The sequence below is a fragment of the Noviherbaspirillum sp. genome, from assembly GCF_035627455.1.
Taxonomy (GTDB): Bacteria; Pseudomonadota; Gammaproteobacteria; order Burkholderiales; family Burkholderiaceae_D; genus Noviherbaspirillum.
Map to the genome: position 1 here is coordinate 43,465 of NZ_DASPLS010000066.1, position 15,307 is coordinate 58,771.

Sequence of the window (15,307 nt, forward strand, 5' to 3'; positions counted from 1 at the left end):
CCATTGCAGCGCTCGGACGGATCAAGGCACGGCAAAAGCGGCAATGCAGCGCACCGTTCCTAGTGCGCCTTGCTCTTGTCGTCTGCGTTCCCGTGATGCTGGCGGAAGTCTTTCGATCGTATGCCGTGCTTCTTCAGCAACATCTGCAGGTGGGAACGGTTCATGTCGCAGCGCCGCGCCAGTTCCGCGACCGTGCCCCCGACCTCCTTCAAGCCGCGCTCGAGGAAGGCGCGCTCCGCTTCATCGCTGGCGGCGCGTTTGGCATCGGAGAGCGAGGTCAGCTTGAAGCCGCCGTTGTCGAGTCCGGCGATCGCATCGTACGCGGCGCGCGCCGGCGCGGACGGCCGGATATCGTCCGGCAGGTGCACGATGTCGGCTACGTCGCCGCCCAGGCAGGACAACCGGTAAATCAGGTTGCGCAGTTCGCGGATATTGCCGGGATAGGGATAATTGAGCAGGAAATCACGCAGGCGCGGCGTCATCTTCACCGGCGTGCGTTTCAGCGCCTCGGCCGCCTCGTCGCCGAAAAAGGAAATCAGAAGCGGAATCTCGTCGCGCCGTTCGCGCAGCGGCGGCAGCGTCACCTGGATCACGCTCAGCCGGTAAAACAGATCTTCGCGGAAGCTGCCCTCGGCAATCAGCTTGCGCAGGTTCTTGTTGGTCGCGGCGACGATGCGGGTATCGACGTGGATGATCTCGTCCGAGCCGACGCGCTGGATCTCGTGCGCCTGGAGCACGCGCAAGAGCTTCACCTGGCCGGCCAGCGGCAGCTCGCCGATCTCGTCGAGGAAAATGGTGCCCTTGTGCGCGCTTTCGAACTTGCCCTTGCGGTCGTTCGCGGCGCCGGTGAAGGCACCCTTGCGGTGGCCGAAGAGTTCGGATTCGAGCAGGTTTTCCGGGATCGCACCGCAGTTCACCGATATGTAGGGCTTGTCGGCGCGCGAGCCGTTCGCATGAATCACCTTTGCCATCAGTTCCTTGCCGGTGCCGCTCTCGCCGTCGACCAGTACCGGCAGGTCGGTGGGCGCCGCCTTTTCCGCGATTTCCAGCGCTTCGAGCAGCTTCGGATTGTCGCCGAAGGTTCCCTCGAAAACGAAGCTGCGGTCGAGCAAGGCACGCCGGCGTTCTCCGCCGCTGCGCTCCATCGGCTCCACCGGCTCGGCCGAACTCGCCGCGCGCACGAAGCGCTCCTTGTGCGACAGCTGCATCACTTCATCGCGCAGCGCGCTCGACTGGCGCAGCAGCTTTTCGATTTCCGGACGATCCAGGCGCGAGGCCCAGCGCAGCGCGGAGCGCAGGATTTCTATCTTTTCCAGCAATCCGGCATAGGAGATCGCCGAACCGCCTGCGATGGGCTGGTCGAGTATCTTCATGCCGCGCTCAACTGCTTCTGCACCAGTTCGTAATACATGCCGCGCCGGTCGACCAGTTCGTCGTGCCGGCCCTGTTCGACGATCGCGCCCTCATACAGCACCAGGATCTTGTCGGCGCGCATGATGGTGGACAGGCGGTGCGCGATGACGACTGCGGTGCGCCCCTCGAGGATGTCTTGCATGTTGCCCATGATGTTGCTCTCGGACTGCGTGTCCAGCGCCGACGTCGCCTCGTCGAACACCAGCAGGCGCGGATCGTGATAGAGCGCGCGCGCGATGCACAGCCGCTGGATCTGCCCGCCCGACAGGCCGACGCCGCGCTCGCCCACCACCTGCTCATAGCCGAGAGGCAGCTTGCAGATGAAGGCATGCGCGTCGGCCATCTTCGCCACTTCCTCGATGCGCCTGCGGTCCGGGCTGTCATCGCCGCTGGCGATGTTTTCGGCGATGGTGCCGGAGAACAGCAGGTTGCTTTGCATGACATAGCCGACCTGCGCGCGGTAGTAATCCTTGTCGATCACGTTCATGTCATAGCCGTCGACCATGATCTTGCCTTCGGTCGGCGTGTAGAAGCCGACCAGCAGCTTGGCCAGCGTGGTCTTGCCGGAGCCGCTGCGGCCGACGATGGCGACCAGCTCCCCGGGCTTGATGTCGAGGCTGATGTTTTCCAGCACATAGGCGGTGTCGTTGCCGCCGTAGCGGAAGTAGACGTTTTCCAGCCGGATCTCGCCCTGCAGGTCGGGCAGCACCACGCGCGACGGCCGGTCCGCCGGCTTCTGCTCCGGTTCCATGTCGAGCACATCGCCGAGGCGTTCCATTGCCACCGCCGCGTCGTTCATCAGGTTCCACAGCCCGACGAGCCCCATCAGCGGCGCCAGCACGCTGCCCATCAGCGCGTTGAAGGCGATCAGTTGCCCGATGCTCAACTCCCGCGCCAGCACCAGGCCGGTGCCGACCCAGAGCACCGCGATGGTGGTCGCCGCATTGAGCACCTGGCCGGCAAGCGAGACCCAGATGTTGAAGGTCTGCGCGCGATACTGCACTTCCAGCGATTTCGCGTACTTGCGCTCCCATTTCAGCCGCACCGGGCGCTCGATGCCCATGCCTTTGACGGTTTCCACGCCGCCCAGGGATTCCATCAGAAAGGCCTGGGCGTCGGTGCCCACGGCAAAGGCTTCGCGCGCGTAGTTCTTGATGCGCGGCGATACGATCACCGTGAGCGCCAGGATCGGGATCACGAAGGCGATCAGCACCAGCGTCAGCTTCACGTTGTACAGGAACATGATGGTGAAGTAGATGAACACCATCAGCAGGTTGAGCATCGTGGTGATGGTCGACTCGGTCAGGAACGCGCGGATCGTTTGGTTTTCCTGGAAGCGCGCGAGGATGTCGCCGGTCTTGCGCTTGGCAAAGAACGAGAACGGCAGCGACATGGTGTGCTTGAAGAAGTGCGACATCATCGCGAAATCCAGGTTGCGCACCATGAAGCTGGCAAGGAAGGAGCGTATCGTCGCCATCAGCTGGGTAAACACGTTGGAGATTACCAGCCCGACGATCAGCAGGTGCAGCAGGCTGACGTTCTGGTGCACGATCACGCCGTCGAGGATGTTCTGGATGATCAGCGGCGGCACCAGTCCCAGCACCTGGATCACGAAGGTCGCCATGAACAGGTGCGCGAGGATTTTCTTGTACGGCTTCAGGTAGCCGACGAAGCGTATCCACGGCGACCGCGTTGCCGCCAGCTGCGCCATGTCCTGCCCGGGCGTGAAGACCAGGCAGGTGCCGCTCCAGCCGCGCTCGAATTCCTCCACCGTCATCTTCTTGAAGCCGACCGCCGGGTCGGCCGCCCAGACATGCCTCTTCGACACGCCGTACACGATGATGTAGTGATAGCCCTCCCAATGCGCGACGAACGGCAGCTGGAAGCCGAGCAACGCTTCATAGGTGCACTGCACGCCGCGCGTGGCGAAGCCGAGCGAGTCGCCGACGCGCGCCAGGCTGTCGAGCGTCGCGCCCTGGGTTGTGACGTTGGCCATTTCGCGCAGCTTGCCGAGGGTCATTGGAATGCTGTAATGCTTGCAGATCATCGCCAGGCAGGCGGCGCCGCAGTCCATTTCTTCCGCCTGCTCCACTAGCGGGAAGCGCTTGATCACCTTTTCGCCGCTCTCCGGCTTGGTCTGCAGGTCGAGCAGGATCGGGCGCTTGCGCCGCTCGGCGAGTTTCTTCTGGCGCTGCAGTTCGCGCTCGATGATGCGGATGCGGTCTTCCAGCACCTCGCGCAGCTTCGGGTTGCGTTCCAGGATCTGGTGGATGGTCTTTTCCGGAATCACCAGCAGCGTGGTATCGGTGACCGCGGTCACCGTCGCCATCTGCTCCTGCCGCATCAGACACGCCTTCTCGCCGAAAATGTCGCCCTGGCGCAGCGTGGCCAGCGGATATTCGGTGTCTTCCTCGGTGCGCAGAAGCTTCACCTCGCCATGCCGGATCACGTACAGGCGGCGGTCCTCGCGCCCGTCCTGCTTCAGGATCTCGCGCCCGGCCGCGACGCGCTTGACGCCGACACTGCGCACGAACTCTTCCAGCTCCGCCTTGTTCACCTTGCCGCGCAGGTCGAACAGGCGCGTCACCAGGCCGCCGGCGGAACTGATCGCGACATAACTGGCGACGAATTCCAGCGCCGCCGGATTGCGTGCGATCAGCGGCTCGATCACCTTGCGCGGGATGAACAGCAGCTCGGTCTTGAGCGAGGCGCGCACCGAGGATTCATGCCGGTAGTCGCGCAGCATCGCGATTTCGGCGATCACCTCGCGCTCCTTGCGCACGCCCATGCTGATTTCCTTGCCGTGCTCCTCGGTAAACACCCGTACCGAGCCGGACTTCACCACGAACATGCCTTCCGCCGGGTCGCCCGCATTGCACACGGTGTCGCCGAACGCGAAGAAGCGCGACTCCGCGTGCGCGGCGAGGCGTTCGATTTCCTCGCGTGAAAACGGCGACAGGATTTCGACGGACGACAGGAAGTCCGCCAGGGATTGCTGCGGCTTTTGCGCGGCGTCCATGATGCGGTCCGGCTATCGGACTTCGATGATGTGCTCCTGCGCGCGGGCAAACAGCCACTCCTCGCGCAACAGGCGGCGCACTTCGGCGGCGGTTTCCTCGTCGAGGGACGCGGGATGCTTGGCGTTGACCCTGAAGATTTCAAAGAAGGAACGATCGGCGGAAGGGAACGGCCCGAGCAGGTCGCCTTCGGACGCGTTGAACACCTTTGCCTCGATGTCGGTCTTGAGCGAACCGCGCAGCACCTTGCCGATCAGCCCGCCCTGCTCGCGCGTGTCGGCTACCGAATGCTCGCGCGCCATTTCCTCGAAGCTGTCGGGATCGTCGCGCAGGTAGGAAATCATTTCCTTGGCCTTGCCCTCGCCGTCGAGCACGATATGGCTGACTTCGATGCTGTCGAAGCGCGGCGAATTCAGCTTGAAATATTTCTGCACAGCCTGGTCGCTGCACACCTCGGCCATCATCTTTTCCTGATACAGGCTGTCGGTAACGAAAGTCTCGAACTCGTCGAGGGAGACGCCCATCGCGTTCAGGTAGTTGTTCATGTCGGCCGCCCGGTGCAGGCCCTGTACGCGGCGGAAGTTGTCGGCGCGTTCCTGGATGTCGTCCGGACTCACCTTGATCCCGTGTTTCTTCGCCGCCCTGACCGTCAATTTGTCCCGCACAAGTTGCTCGATAAGGCTTTCGAACTGTCCGGTAAGCTTGAGGGTCCTGACGAAATCCGCCATGCCGACCTCTTCATCGTCGATGCGCACAATCGCCGTCATTTCTTCTCTCCGTGGAGCGCGGGCGGCGGCCTTCTTGGACGTCCGGTAAAACAGCGATTCAAGGCGGCCGGCCCAGTGGTTGGAGATTGCGCAAGATCGCTGCGATGCGGCTTTCCTGACAGGAAAGGGAATGGCTGCGGGAAAGGGAGGACTTGCGCAGTCGAGTGCTACAGCAACCTTAGGATGTTGGCGCGGGAGACGTTTGCGGCGCCTCAAACCCGGCGCGAAAGCGTGACGATTGCGGCGGCCCGGGGGCATGCCCGCCGATGATTTGCGAGCCGCGTTGTCAGGAAGGATTGATCCGGTATTGATTCTTGCCGGATTTCTTTGCCTGGTACATCAGGCGGTCGGCGGTTTCCATGATGCGGGTCTCGTCGCGGCAATCGTCGTCCGGCAGCAGGCAGATGCCGATGCTGGCGCCCAGCTTCAGGTCTTGCCGGCCGGCGACCTGCATGCCGGATACGGCATCGATCAGCGATTGTGCCAGCCGCTCGAGTTCCGCCAGGCTGGACGCGTCGGCCACCACAATGCCGAATTCGTCGCCGCCGATGCGCGCCACCCGCCCGGTGCCCTCGGTACAGTCATGCAGGCGGGTTGCGACATGCTTGAGCACCTCGTCGCCGGCCGCATGGCCGCAGACGTCATTGATCGCCTTGAAACCGTCGAGATCGATCAGCATGACCGCGCTGCGCGTGCCGTTGCGAGCAACATCGTCAATCAGTTTTTGCAGGCATTGGAAGAAGCCGGAGCGGTTCATCAGCCCCGTCAGGGAATCGGTAAGCGACGCGGACTCGAAACGGGCGGCACGCTGCTGCATCTCGCGCTTGGCCTGCGCAATCTGCTGCGACAGCATCTGGGTGTACGCGGGCAGCACGAGGATCGACAGCACGATGCCCTCGATCACGAACTTGCTTGTATGCCAGTACGGCGACAGCGACAACGCAATGCCGACCGAGACCCCGCCCAGCACCGACGACAGGCGGGCGTAACCCGTCCCGTTGCGCAGGCCGTTGCCGATCGCCATCACTACCGATGCCCAGATCACCGACGCGGCGGCATCGCCGGCATGGTAGATCGCAAAGGCAAAAACCACCTGGTCGAGCACGATGGATAGCATGCGGCGGGTACGGAAAGTCAGCAGCGACAGGCCGACCACCGCGATCCAGATCGCCGAGAACGCGAGGTAGGCCGAGACGCCGACCACCGCATTGTTCAGCGAGCCGAGATGACCTGAAAAGTACGCCAGCGCGAGGTAGACGCAAAAGGCAACCGTGCCGGTAAGGCGAAAGCATGCGTGCCCCATCTCGCTGCCGAGATTGAGCGGAAAGACTTTGGACTGCGAGGCCGTTACTGGAATATCCATACCCACCCTGCTTTTCTCGCGGCTGCCGCTAACGCGCCCCGGCTTGCAGCCCGGTTCCTGTACGCGCCGGCATCCGGCCTGGAATCGAATCCTATTTCCCCGGTGCAACTTTAGCAACCAATTATAAACATGCCGTTTTATTCGATCTTCACTATGTTTAGAGGCTTTCCACTAAAAATCGAACGCCCGTGCTTTCCTGCAGCCAGGCGCTCTCGTGCTTCTTTTTCCATAAGAAATTTTTCCTCCAGGGAACAAGCGCGCGAAATCCCGGTCTAGGGAATACCGAGCAGCTTTTGAACAGGAAGAAAAAATCCATGATGCTAGACGAGCAACACAGCGAAGAATTGCGCGCCTTGCGTAACCTTGAGCGGGCCGTCCGCGCGTATAGCGTCACGGCCCACATGATCCCGCCGACCCGGCGGCAGGAAATGCTGGCGGCGGCATTGCGTGAGGTGGTCGAAGCCCGCAAGACCGCGATCCGCAAATCCAAGTGCGTTCCCTTCCGCTGAATCCCCCTGCGCTTCATCCCCGGCCGGCGTCCCGTCCCGGCCGCCGGTCCCCCGCCCTCCGGCCCCTGATTCAAAGATGAAATACGGGGCTCCGGCTCAACTCTCCACATTTGACCCCGGTCCGCAAATAGCCTCGACGCTTGCTTGAGGCGCGCGCCTTGCCTTCCTGTCCGCGAGCCTGGCTTCCGCCACCAGACTTTCCGTCTAGTTCTTTCCGGTAATCAACAATATCGGATCGTTGGAGTAACATGTTCTCCAACTCCACAGAGCTCGACTGCCCATGCCCGCTGTACCGCTTCTTTCCGTCGATCTGCTTGCCGATAAAAACCGGAAACCCGCCGCTCTGCTTCTCGGCATCGGCGACGGCGCGCCCGGACTGCTGCAGCCCCTGCTGGAGCAGGAAGACTTCGTGCAGTTGGCGCAGCGCTTTCCTTGCCTGGCTTACCGCCCCGGGCTGGCGGCCGAAATGGCTTCTGCCCTCGCCGCCGCCGGCTGTACCCTCGTCGAGCCGGAAGTGATATTGCATGCCGACGCAGCGTGCGCCCCGGGGTTGCCGCCGCAAGTCCGGTGGCTCGCCGGCCGCTGGTATCTGGCGCCGCCGGCCAAGCCCGGCCGCGGCCAGGCGGCATCCCGTGCGCTGGCGCTGCAACTGGTGCAACTGGTGTCGGCGGACGCCGACACCCATGAAATCGAAGCGGTGCTGCGCCGCGATCCCGCGCTTTCCTATCACCTGCTGCGACTGGTCAACTCGCTCGGCATGGGAATGAGCCGGCAGATCACGAGCTTCGCGCAGGCGATCCTCATCCTCGGACGCGCGCAGCTGCGCCGCTGGCTCAACCTGATGCTGTTTTCGGCGCGTTCCGGCGACGAGCGCTCGCCGATGCTTCTGGCGCGCGTGGCGGTGCGGGCACGGCTGATGGAGCTGCTGGCCAGGGAGACCGGCCTGGACAAGTCCGGACAGGAAACCGCCTTCATGGCCGGCATGTTCTCCCTGCTCGGCATCCTGTTCGGCATGCCGCTCGAGGAAGTGCTGCGGCCGCTGAAGATCAGCGATCACCTGATGGGCGCGCTGCTTCGGCATGAAGGCGACGTCGGCCGCCTGCTGACCCTGGTGGAAGCGGCCGAGCGATCCGAGCTCGACGTGCTTGCGGCCGGCCTGGCCGCGGTCCCGGTTGCGCACACGGATTTCAATCTTCTTATCGTGCAGGCGCATCTCTGGATGCTGGACGTCGTGCGCGAAAGCGGCGGGGGCGCACATGCCTGACAAAAGTGCCATCGACCGCTGCATTGCGCTCTGCCGCAACGCGCGCGACCTCGATGGCGCGGCGCAGCTGCAGGCGTTGAGCGCCCTGGAAGCCGCGCTCGCCGCACTGCGGGGTACGGAAGACGGCGAGGCGGCAAAGCCGGCGGAACCGGTGATCACGATGGACCTGGCCGGCTATGTGACAGGCTGGAACGAGGGCGCCGAACGCCTGTTCGGCTACACCGCTGCGGAAGCGATCGGCCAGCATGTGCTGTTCCTGTATGCAGACGAGGACCAGGAAGTCGCCGAACTCTTCCTCGAGCAGGGCGATTCCCTGATGGAAGTCAGGCGACGCAAGAAATCGGGCGAGATCTTCTGGGCCAGCCTGGCGCTGACGATGACTACCGATGAAGCCGGCAACCCGGCCGGCATGGTTGCGCGCATGTCGGAAATCACCGAGCGCCTGTCGTACCAGGACAAGCTGCGGCTGCACGCGCGTATCATCGAAGACAGCGACCAGGGCATCCTGATTACCGACGCCGAGGAACGGATCGTCTCGGTCAATACCGCGTTCACCCGCATCACCGGCTACTCGGCGGCGGAGGCAATCGGCCAGACGCCGGACCTGCTGCGCTCGGGCAAGCATAGCGCCGACTTCCGCGCGCAGGTGCGCGGCGCGATGAAAGGCGGCGGACCCTGGCACGGCGAAATCATGGGGCGGCGCAAGAACGGCGAGGTGTTTCCGCAATCGGTGACGATCAGCGTGGTGCGCAACGACAAGGGCGAGACCACACATGCGTTCTCCATCTTTTCCGATATCAGCGTCTACAAGGAAGCCGAGGCGCGCATGCAGCGGCTGGCCAACTACGACACGCTGACCGGCCTGCCCAACCGCGCGCTTTTGCACCAGCTGGTCGGCCAGGCGCTGACCGCCGCGCGGCGCAGCAAGTCGCACGGCGCGCTGCTGGTGGTCGAGCTGCAGCGCTTCCATTCGATCTACGACACGCTCGGCCCGGAAGTCGGCGACGCGCTGCTGTGCGAGATCAGCGGGCGTTTCCGCCAGGTGCTGCGCGACGGCGACGTGCTGGCGCGCATCGACGGCGACAAGTTCGCTGTCGCGCTGCTCGACATCCAGAAGCGCGAACACGCGGGCATCGTCGCCAACAAGATGCTGGCCACGCTCGACGATCCGTTCGAGATCGACAACCACCACCTGCGCATCGGCGCCTCGGTCGGCATATCGGTCTACCCGGAAGACAGCATGGAGACGGCGGCGCTGCTGCGCTTTGCCGATGCCGCCCGCACCCGGGTACACGACAACGGCGAAAACGGCTACATGTTCTACAGCCCCGAAATGAACCAGCGGGCAAAGGAACACCTGTGGTTCGAGAGCGAGCTGCGCCGGGCGCTCGCCGGCGATCAGCTGCTTCTGCACTACCAGCCCAAGGTCAGCCTGCGCAGCGGACGCATCGTCGGCGCGGAAGGGCTGCTGCGCTGGAAGCATCCGGAACGCGGCATGGTATCGCCGGGCATCTTCATCCCGGTGGCCGAGGAAACCGGCCTGATCCTGGAACTGGGAACCTGGGTGCTGGAAGAAGCCTGCCGTCAGATCCGGCAGTGGCAGGATGCGGGCATCGAGGTGCCGCCGGTCGCGGTCAACCTGTCCTCGCGCCAGTTCGACCGCCACCTGCCCGACCATATCCAGGACGTGCTCGAGCGGCACCGGGTGGCGCCCGATCGCCTCAAGCTGGAGATCACCGAAACGCTGCTGGTGCGCGGGCCGGAAGCGGTGATTCCGATCATGAACGATCTCGCCGCGCGCGGGCTCGCGCTCGCGCTCGACGATTTCGGCACCGGCTATTCCAGCCTGGCCTACCTGAAGAAATTCCCGATCAGCACGCTCAAGATCGACCGCGCCTTCGTGATCGGCCTGCCGCACGAGGAGAACGATTGCGCGATCGCGCGCGCGATCGTAACGATGGGCCAGCAGCTGCGCCAGGAAATCGTCGCCGAAGGCGTCGAGACGCCGGAACAGATGGCCTTCCTGCGCGATCTCGGGTGCGACCAGTTGCAGGGCTACCTGTTCAGCCCGCCGGTCCCGCCGGCGGACTTCGAGCGCATGGTGCGCGAGAACCGGCGGCTGGACCTCGGCGCCGGCGACACCGCGAAGGTCAAATGAGGGTGGTCGCCGCGTAACGGGCGCCGACCTGCCGCACCGGCCGACACCGCAGGTCGCCTACCGCTCGAGGAAGCGCCCCACATCGGCTGCGAAAGTCTTGATATCGAACGGTTTGCCGATGCAGCCGTCGAATCCGGCAGCCAGCAACCGGTCTGTTTCCCCTGACCGCGCCAGGCCCGTCACCGCAATCACCGGCACGCGCGCCAGGCCGGCGTCTGCCCGCACGCGCCCGATGACTTCGAAACCGTCAATGTCGGGCAGGCAGCCGTCGCACAGCACCAGGTCAGGCAGGTCCTGCCGCATCGCGGCCAGCCCCGACTCGCCGTTCGCGGCGCCGCTCGCCCTATGTCCGGCCGCATTCAACAGCAACAGCATCAGCCGCAGGTTCGCGCTGTCGTCCTCGATCACCAGAATCCGCTTACCAGCCATATGTCTTGGTCCAGTGCGACAGCGTTCCGGCGTCGGTATCGATGACCTCGTACTGCGGGTAAGGCGCGACCGTCATGCAGGCATGATTGGGAAGGATGCGCACCCGGGAGCCGACCGGGAAACGGTCGAAGGGAACGGGGCCGCCGCTGCTGCGTACGAATCCGTGTTCCTGGTGGACGTCGGCGACATGCAGCCCGGGAACCGGCCGGCCGTCGATGTCGCACACGGCGCCGAAGCCGGTTGCCGGCGCAAACTCGCCGGCGCTGGTGTCCTTCGACAGCGCGAGCGCGCCGGCATCGACCAGCAGGTGGCCGGCCTCGCGGTGGTGCCCGATCACGGTCGCCAGCACGCTGACGGCGATATCCTCCGGCCTGCACACGCCGAGCCCGGCCTGCGCGAGGTCCATGAACATATACACACCTGGCCGAATCTCCGTTACGCCAGTTAACGGAATGTCGGTTAGTGCGGTGGGCGTGGAACCGATGCTGACGGTGTGGCATGCGTACCCCGCATCCCGCAACCGGCGCGCCGCGCACACCGCCGCATCGCGCTCCGCGCGCGCGATCTCGCTGCGCACGGCGGCGCTGGCGGCATGGTAGGCCTGGCCGGCATGCGTCAGGACGCCGTCCAGGACCAGTCCGGGCGCCTCTTCGATATGGCGCGCGATCGCCAGCAGCGCGTCCCCGTCGGCAGCAACGCCGGCACGGCGGCCGCCGCAATCGATTTCGATCAGCACCGGCACCTCGAGCGCGCTGCCTCGGGCCGCCAGATCGGCGACCGCCTGCACCGAGTCGAGCAGGATGCGCACCTGCGCGCCGCGCCGGATCAGGGATTCGATCGCGTCCATCTTGGCGGCAACGATACCGACCGCATAGGTCAGGTCGCGGAAGCCGGCCTCGAAAAAATAATTCAGCTCGGCCAGCGTCGACACCGTGATGCCGCCGGACTGTCCGGACGTAGCCAGGCGCGCCACCTCGGCGCACTTGGCGGTCTTCAGGTGCGGCCGAAGCCTGACCCCGGCGCTGCGCGCGCGCTCCGCCATGCGGGCGCAATTGGAAAGCAGGCGCTGGCGGTCGAGAACGATGGCCGGCGTGGCCAGTCGGGAGAGCAGCTCTTGTGAAGTTGTCACGATTGTCTTCTGCAATACGAGGAAAAAGATGCCACGGCGCACGCCGCAGCGATAACGTCGATGTTAACATGCAACGCCTTGGCCTATTTTACGTGAGCCGTTCCCCCAGGATCGCCTGACCATGACGCTGTCCCTTACCTTCCATCGGAATTTCCTTTGCGCTACACCCCGCGGCGCGAGCCGGGGCTGACCATGCTGAACGGCCTCTGGCTCGGCTTCTTCGTTGTCGCCGCCGCAAGCGCATTCGGGCGCTGGCTGGCGGGCGGCGATGCCGGCATATTCGCTGCGATGGTGGAAAGCCTTTTTGCGATGGCGAAACTGTCGGTGGAAGTCATGATCCTGCTGTTCGGCACGCTGACGCTGTGGCTCGGCTTCCTGCGCATCGCCGAGAAGGCCGGACTGGTGGAAATGCTGGCGCGCCTGCTGTCGCCGCTGTTTCGCCGGCTGATGCCGGAAGTGCCGTCCGGGCACCCGGCGCTGGGACTGATCACGCTGAATTTCACGGCCAACGCGCTCGGCCTCGATAATGCCGCGACCCCGATTGGATTGAAGGCGATGCGCGCGCTGCAGGAACTGAATCCGACGCCGGCTGCGGCCAGCAATGCGCAAATCCTGTTCCTGGTGCTCAACGCCTCCTCGCTGACGCTGCTGCCGGTGTCGATCTTCATGTATCGCCTGCAACAGGGCGCCGCCGATCCGACCCTGGTATTCCTTCCCATCCTGCTGGCAACCAGCGCCTCGACGCTGGCCGGATTCCTGGCGGTGGCCGCCATGCAGCGGCTCAAGATCCTCGACCCGGTGGTGATGGCATGGCTGGGCGGCGCCGCGCTGCTGCTGGGCGGATTCATCGCGCTGCTGGCCGGCATGACCGCGGCAGCGCTGTCGGCCTTCTCTTCCCTGCTCGGCAACCTCGTGCTGTTCTGCCTGATCCTGCTGTTCCTGCTGGCCGGGGCATGGCGGCGCGTGCCGGTCTACGAGAATTTCGTCGAGGGCGCGAAGGAAGGGTTCGAGGTCGCGAAGAACCTGTTGCCCTACCTGGTGGCGATGCTGTGCGCCGTCGGCGTGCTGCGCGCATCCGGCGCGCTGGACGCGGCGCTGGGCGGACTGCGCCACCTGGTGGAGTTCGTGGGCTGGGATACGCGCTTCGTCGACGCGCTGCCGACCGCGCTGGTCAAGCCGTTTTCCGGCAGCGCCGCGCGCGCCCTGCTGATCGAACTGATGAAGACCACCGGTGTCGACAGCTTCCCGGCGCTGGTTGCCGCTACCGTGCAGGGCAGCACGGAAACGACGTTCTACGTGCTGGCGGTGTATTTCGGCGCCGTCGGCATCCAGCGCGCACGCCATGCGGTGGGATGCGCGCTGGTGGCAGACGCGGCCGGGGTGCTCGCGTCCATTCTCGTCTGCTACTGGTTCTTCGGCTAGTAGATCATCCAGATGAATCTGGCAGGATCGTAGGGTGGGTAGAGCCGCAGGCGAAACCCACCGTTTTGGCTACGCCCATCGAGGCACATGGTGGGTTTCGCGTTGCTCAACCCACCCTACGGTCCTCCAGTCATCAAAATCATCTGGATGATCTACTAGAAGCTCATCCAGATGAAGGTGTAGGGTGGGTGGGACAAACGGACGCCGCGGCCGCCACGCCTCCGGCTATCCGGCTTCCTTGTCCCAGGCGTCGGTTGCGAACGCCTCATGCAGCAGTTTTTCCAGCCGCGCTGCCGGCAGCGGCTCGCTGATGCATGCCCCCTGGATCTCATCGCAGGCGGTGGTGCGCAGGAAGGCGAGATGCTCCTCGCATTCGACGCCTTCCGCGACCACGGACAGGTCCAGCGTGTGCGCGAGGTTGATGATGGCTTCGGCGAGCTTCCACGGGCTGACCTCGTCGGCCTGGTTCCGCAGCAGGAAAGAGCGGTCCAGTTTCAGGCTGTCGAAGGGAAAGCGCCGCAGGTAGGCGAGCGACGAGTAGCCGGTGCCGAAATCGTCCACCGACAGGCGCAGCCCGAACGATTTGAGTTCCTTCAGCAGCCGGGCCGCGGTTTCCGTGTCTTCCATCAGCGCCGACTCGGTCAGCTCCAGTTCCAGTTGCGCCGGCCCCAGTCCGCTGCGGGCCAGCGCGCGGGCGACGGAACCGAGGATCTTCCTGTTGCGCAGCTGGCGCGCCGACAGGTTGACGGAAACAATGAACGGCCGCCCGAAGCGCCGGCTCCAGACCTGTACCTGCCGGGTGGCGCGCTGCAGCACCCAGTCGGTGATCTCGTCGATCATGCCGCTTTCCTCGGCCAGCGGAATGAAATCTGCGGGCGACACCGGACCGAGCTGCGGATGCGTCCAGCGCAGCAGCGCTTCGACGCCGGCAACCTGGTGCGTGCGCAGGTCCACGCGTGGCTGGTAGTAGACGGTGAATTCGTTTCGTTCGAGCGCATGGCACAGCGCTGCCTGGCGCAACATCCGGGTGCGCGACGCGGCCCCCATTTCCGGCGTGTAGAAGCGGAAGCTGTTGCCGCCGGCCGCCTTGGCGCGGTACAACGCGGTGTCCGCGTTCTGCAGCAGCGCCTCGCTGCTGTCGCCATCCTGCGGATACATGCTGATGCCGATCGACGCGCAGACCTTGACTTCATGGCCTTCGATCATGAAGGGCTGGTCGAGCGCCGCGCACAGGATTTCCGCCAGGCTTACCGCGGGCAGTTCGCCGGCCCGGCACTCCGCGAGCACCACGAATTCGTCGCCGCCGAGGCGGGCGACGGTGTCGTCCGGGCGCACGCAGCGCCGCAGCGTGCGCGCGATGTCCTTGAGCAGCGAATCGCCCGCCGCATGTCCGAGCGAATCGTTGACCTCCTTGAAATTGTCGAGGTCGATGAAAAACACGGCGAGCACTTCGTCCGCCGCGCGCTCTTCCAGACGCTGCTTCAGGCGCTGCTGCAACAGCGCGCGGTTCGGCAGTTCCGTCAGGGTGTCGCGGGTGGCAAGGATTTCAAGCGCATTCGCCGTCCTGACCTCATGCGTGACGTCGCGGCTGACGCCGCGGTAGCCGCAGAACACGCCATTCTCGCTGAACGGTTCGCCCGAGATACGCAGGAAACGCACCACGCCCGGTTCGTTCAGCGACCAGATGGGATAGATCAGGTCGTGGAAGGGCCGGCGCGACGTGATGCAATCGGCACAGGCAAGAAAGCCCGGCGCTTTCGGATCGGCCACGTGCTCCCCGAAACCGGTGCCGAGCAGTTGCCCGGCGCGCAAGCCCAGCCGCTGGTAGATGCCTTC

At 64.7% G+C, this 15,307-nt stretch carries 11 protein-coding genes; 4 read left to right on the forward strand and 7 right to left on the reverse strand.

From position 1 onward, the window contains the following. Nucleotides 1–59 precede the first annotated feature (59 nt). From VEC01_RS12680 to VEC01_RS12695, 4 genes are all read right to left on the reverse strand, one after another. Nucleotides 60–1,373: a sigma-54 dependent transcriptional regulator gene (locus tag VEC01_RS12680; protein ID WP_324901246.1), complete on the reverse strand. Its 1,314-nt coding sequence runs from the start codon at nt 1,371–1,373 to the stop codon at nt 60–62. Continuing rightward, entirely contained in the window at nt 1,370–4,432 is a 3,063-nt protein-coding gene (locus tag VEC01_RS12685) for a peptidase domain-containing ABC transporter (protein ID WP_324901247.1), read from the reverse strand. The genes VEC01_RS12680 and VEC01_RS12685 overlap by 4 nt, the downstream gene beginning before the upstream one ends. 12 nt (nt 4,433–4,444) lie before the next feature. Beyond that, nucleotides 4,445–5,197, reverse strand: a complete 753-nt coding sequence (locus VEC01_RS12690) for a peptidylprolyl isomerase (RefSeq protein ID WP_324901248.1) — start codon at nt 5,195–5,197, stop codon at nt 4,445–4,447. 286 nt (nt 5,198–5,483) lie between these two features. Beyond that, entirely contained in the window at nt 5,484–6,560 is a 1,077-nt protein-coding gene (locus VEC01_RS12695) for a GGDEF domain-containing protein (RefSeq protein WP_324901249.1), read from the reverse strand. 188 nt (nt 6,561–6,748) lie between these two features. Here VEC01_RS12695 and VEC01_RS12700 point away from each other — a divergent pair, with 188 nt between their 5' ends. The 3 genes from VEC01_RS12700 (at nt 6,749) to VEC01_RS12710 (ending at nt 10,491) form a co-directional block, all read left to right on the forward strand. Continuing rightward, nucleotides 6,749–7,069: a hypothetical protein gene (locus VEC01_RS12700; RefSeq protein WP_324901250.1), complete on the forward strand. Its 321-nt coding sequence runs from the start codon at nt 6,749–6,751 to the stop codon at nt 7,067–7,069. Between the two features lie 280 nt (nt 7,070–7,349). Next, the gene (locus VEC01_RS12705) at nt 7,350–8,333 is read left to right on the forward strand and encodes an EAL and HDOD domain-containing protein (RefSeq protein ID WP_324901251.1); all 984 of its coding nucleotides are present in this window, start codon (nt 7,350–7,352) and stop codon (nt 8,331–8,333) included. Continuing rightward, nucleotides 8,326–10,491, forward strand: coding sequence for a putative bifunctional diguanylate cyclase/phosphodiesterase (locus VEC01_RS12710; RefSeq protein WP_324901252.1), 2,166 nt, complete (start codon nt 8,326–8,328; stop codon nt 10,489–10,491). Before VEC01_RS12705 ends, VEC01_RS12710 begins: the two co-directional genes overlap by 8 nt. 57 nt (nt 10,492–10,548) lie before the next feature. Here VEC01_RS12710 and VEC01_RS12715 read toward each other — a convergent pair whose 3' ends face one another. Then, a complete protein-coding gene (locus VEC01_RS12715; protein ID WP_324901253.1) occupies nt 10,549–10,920 on the reverse strand; it encodes a response regulator in 372 nt (123 codons plus the stop codon). Beyond that, on the reverse strand, nt 10,910–12,049 hold the full coding sequence (locus VEC01_RS12720) for an alanine racemase (RefSeq protein WP_324901254.1): 1,140 nt from the start codon (nt 12,047–12,049) through the stop codon (nt 10,910–10,912). The genes VEC01_RS12715 and VEC01_RS12720 overlap by 11 nt, the downstream gene beginning before the upstream one ends. A gap of 192 nt (nt 12,050–12,241) precedes the next feature. On the opposite strand from VEC01_RS12720, the gene VEC01_RS12725 reads away from it, so the two are divergent. Next, a complete protein-coding gene (locus VEC01_RS12725) occupies nt 12,242–13,471 on the forward strand; it encodes a nucleoside recognition domain-containing protein (RefSeq protein ID WP_324901260.1) in 1,230 nt (409 codons plus the stop codon). 225 nt (nt 13,472–13,696) lie between these two features. On the opposite strand, the gene VEC01_RS12730 is transcribed toward VEC01_RS12725, so the two are convergent. Beyond that, the coding region (locus tag VEC01_RS12730) for a putative bifunctional diguanylate cyclase/phosphodiesterase (protein WP_324901255.1) at nt 13,697–15,307 on the reverse strand (1,611 nt) is incomplete at its 5' end.

Coding starts and splice junctions, on each gene's coding strand:
- VEC01_RS12680 (WP_324901246.1), bottom strand. CDS start 1,373: ATGAAGATACTCGACCAGCCCATCGCAGGCGGTTCGGCGATCTCCTAT.
- VEC01_RS12685 (WP_324901247.1), bottom strand. CDS start 4,432: ATGGACGCCGCGCAAAAGCCGCAGCAATCCCTGGCGGACTTCCTGTCG.
- VEC01_RS12690 (WP_324901248.1), bottom strand. CDS start 5,197: ATGACGGCGATTGTGCGCATCGACGATGAAGAGGTCGGCATGGCGGAT.
- VEC01_RS12695 (WP_324901249.1), bottom strand. CDS start 6,560: ATGGATATTCCAGTAACGGCCTCGCAGTCCAAAGTCTTTCCGCTCAAT.
- VEC01_RS12705 (WP_324901251.1), top strand. CDS start 7,350: ATGCCCGCTGTACCGCTTCTTTCCGTCGATCTGCTTGCCGATAAAAAC.
- VEC01_RS12710 (WP_324901252.1), top strand. CDS start 8,326: ATGCCTGACAAAAGTGCCATCGACCGCTGCATTGCGCTCTGCCGCAAC.
- VEC01_RS12715 (WP_324901253.1), bottom strand. CDS start 10,920: ATGGCTGGTAAGCGGATTCTGGTGATCGAGGACGACAGCGCGAACCTG.
- VEC01_RS12725 (WP_324901260.1), top strand. CDS start 12,242: ATGCTGAACGGCCTCTGGCTCGGCTTCTTCGTTGTCGCCGCCGCAAGC.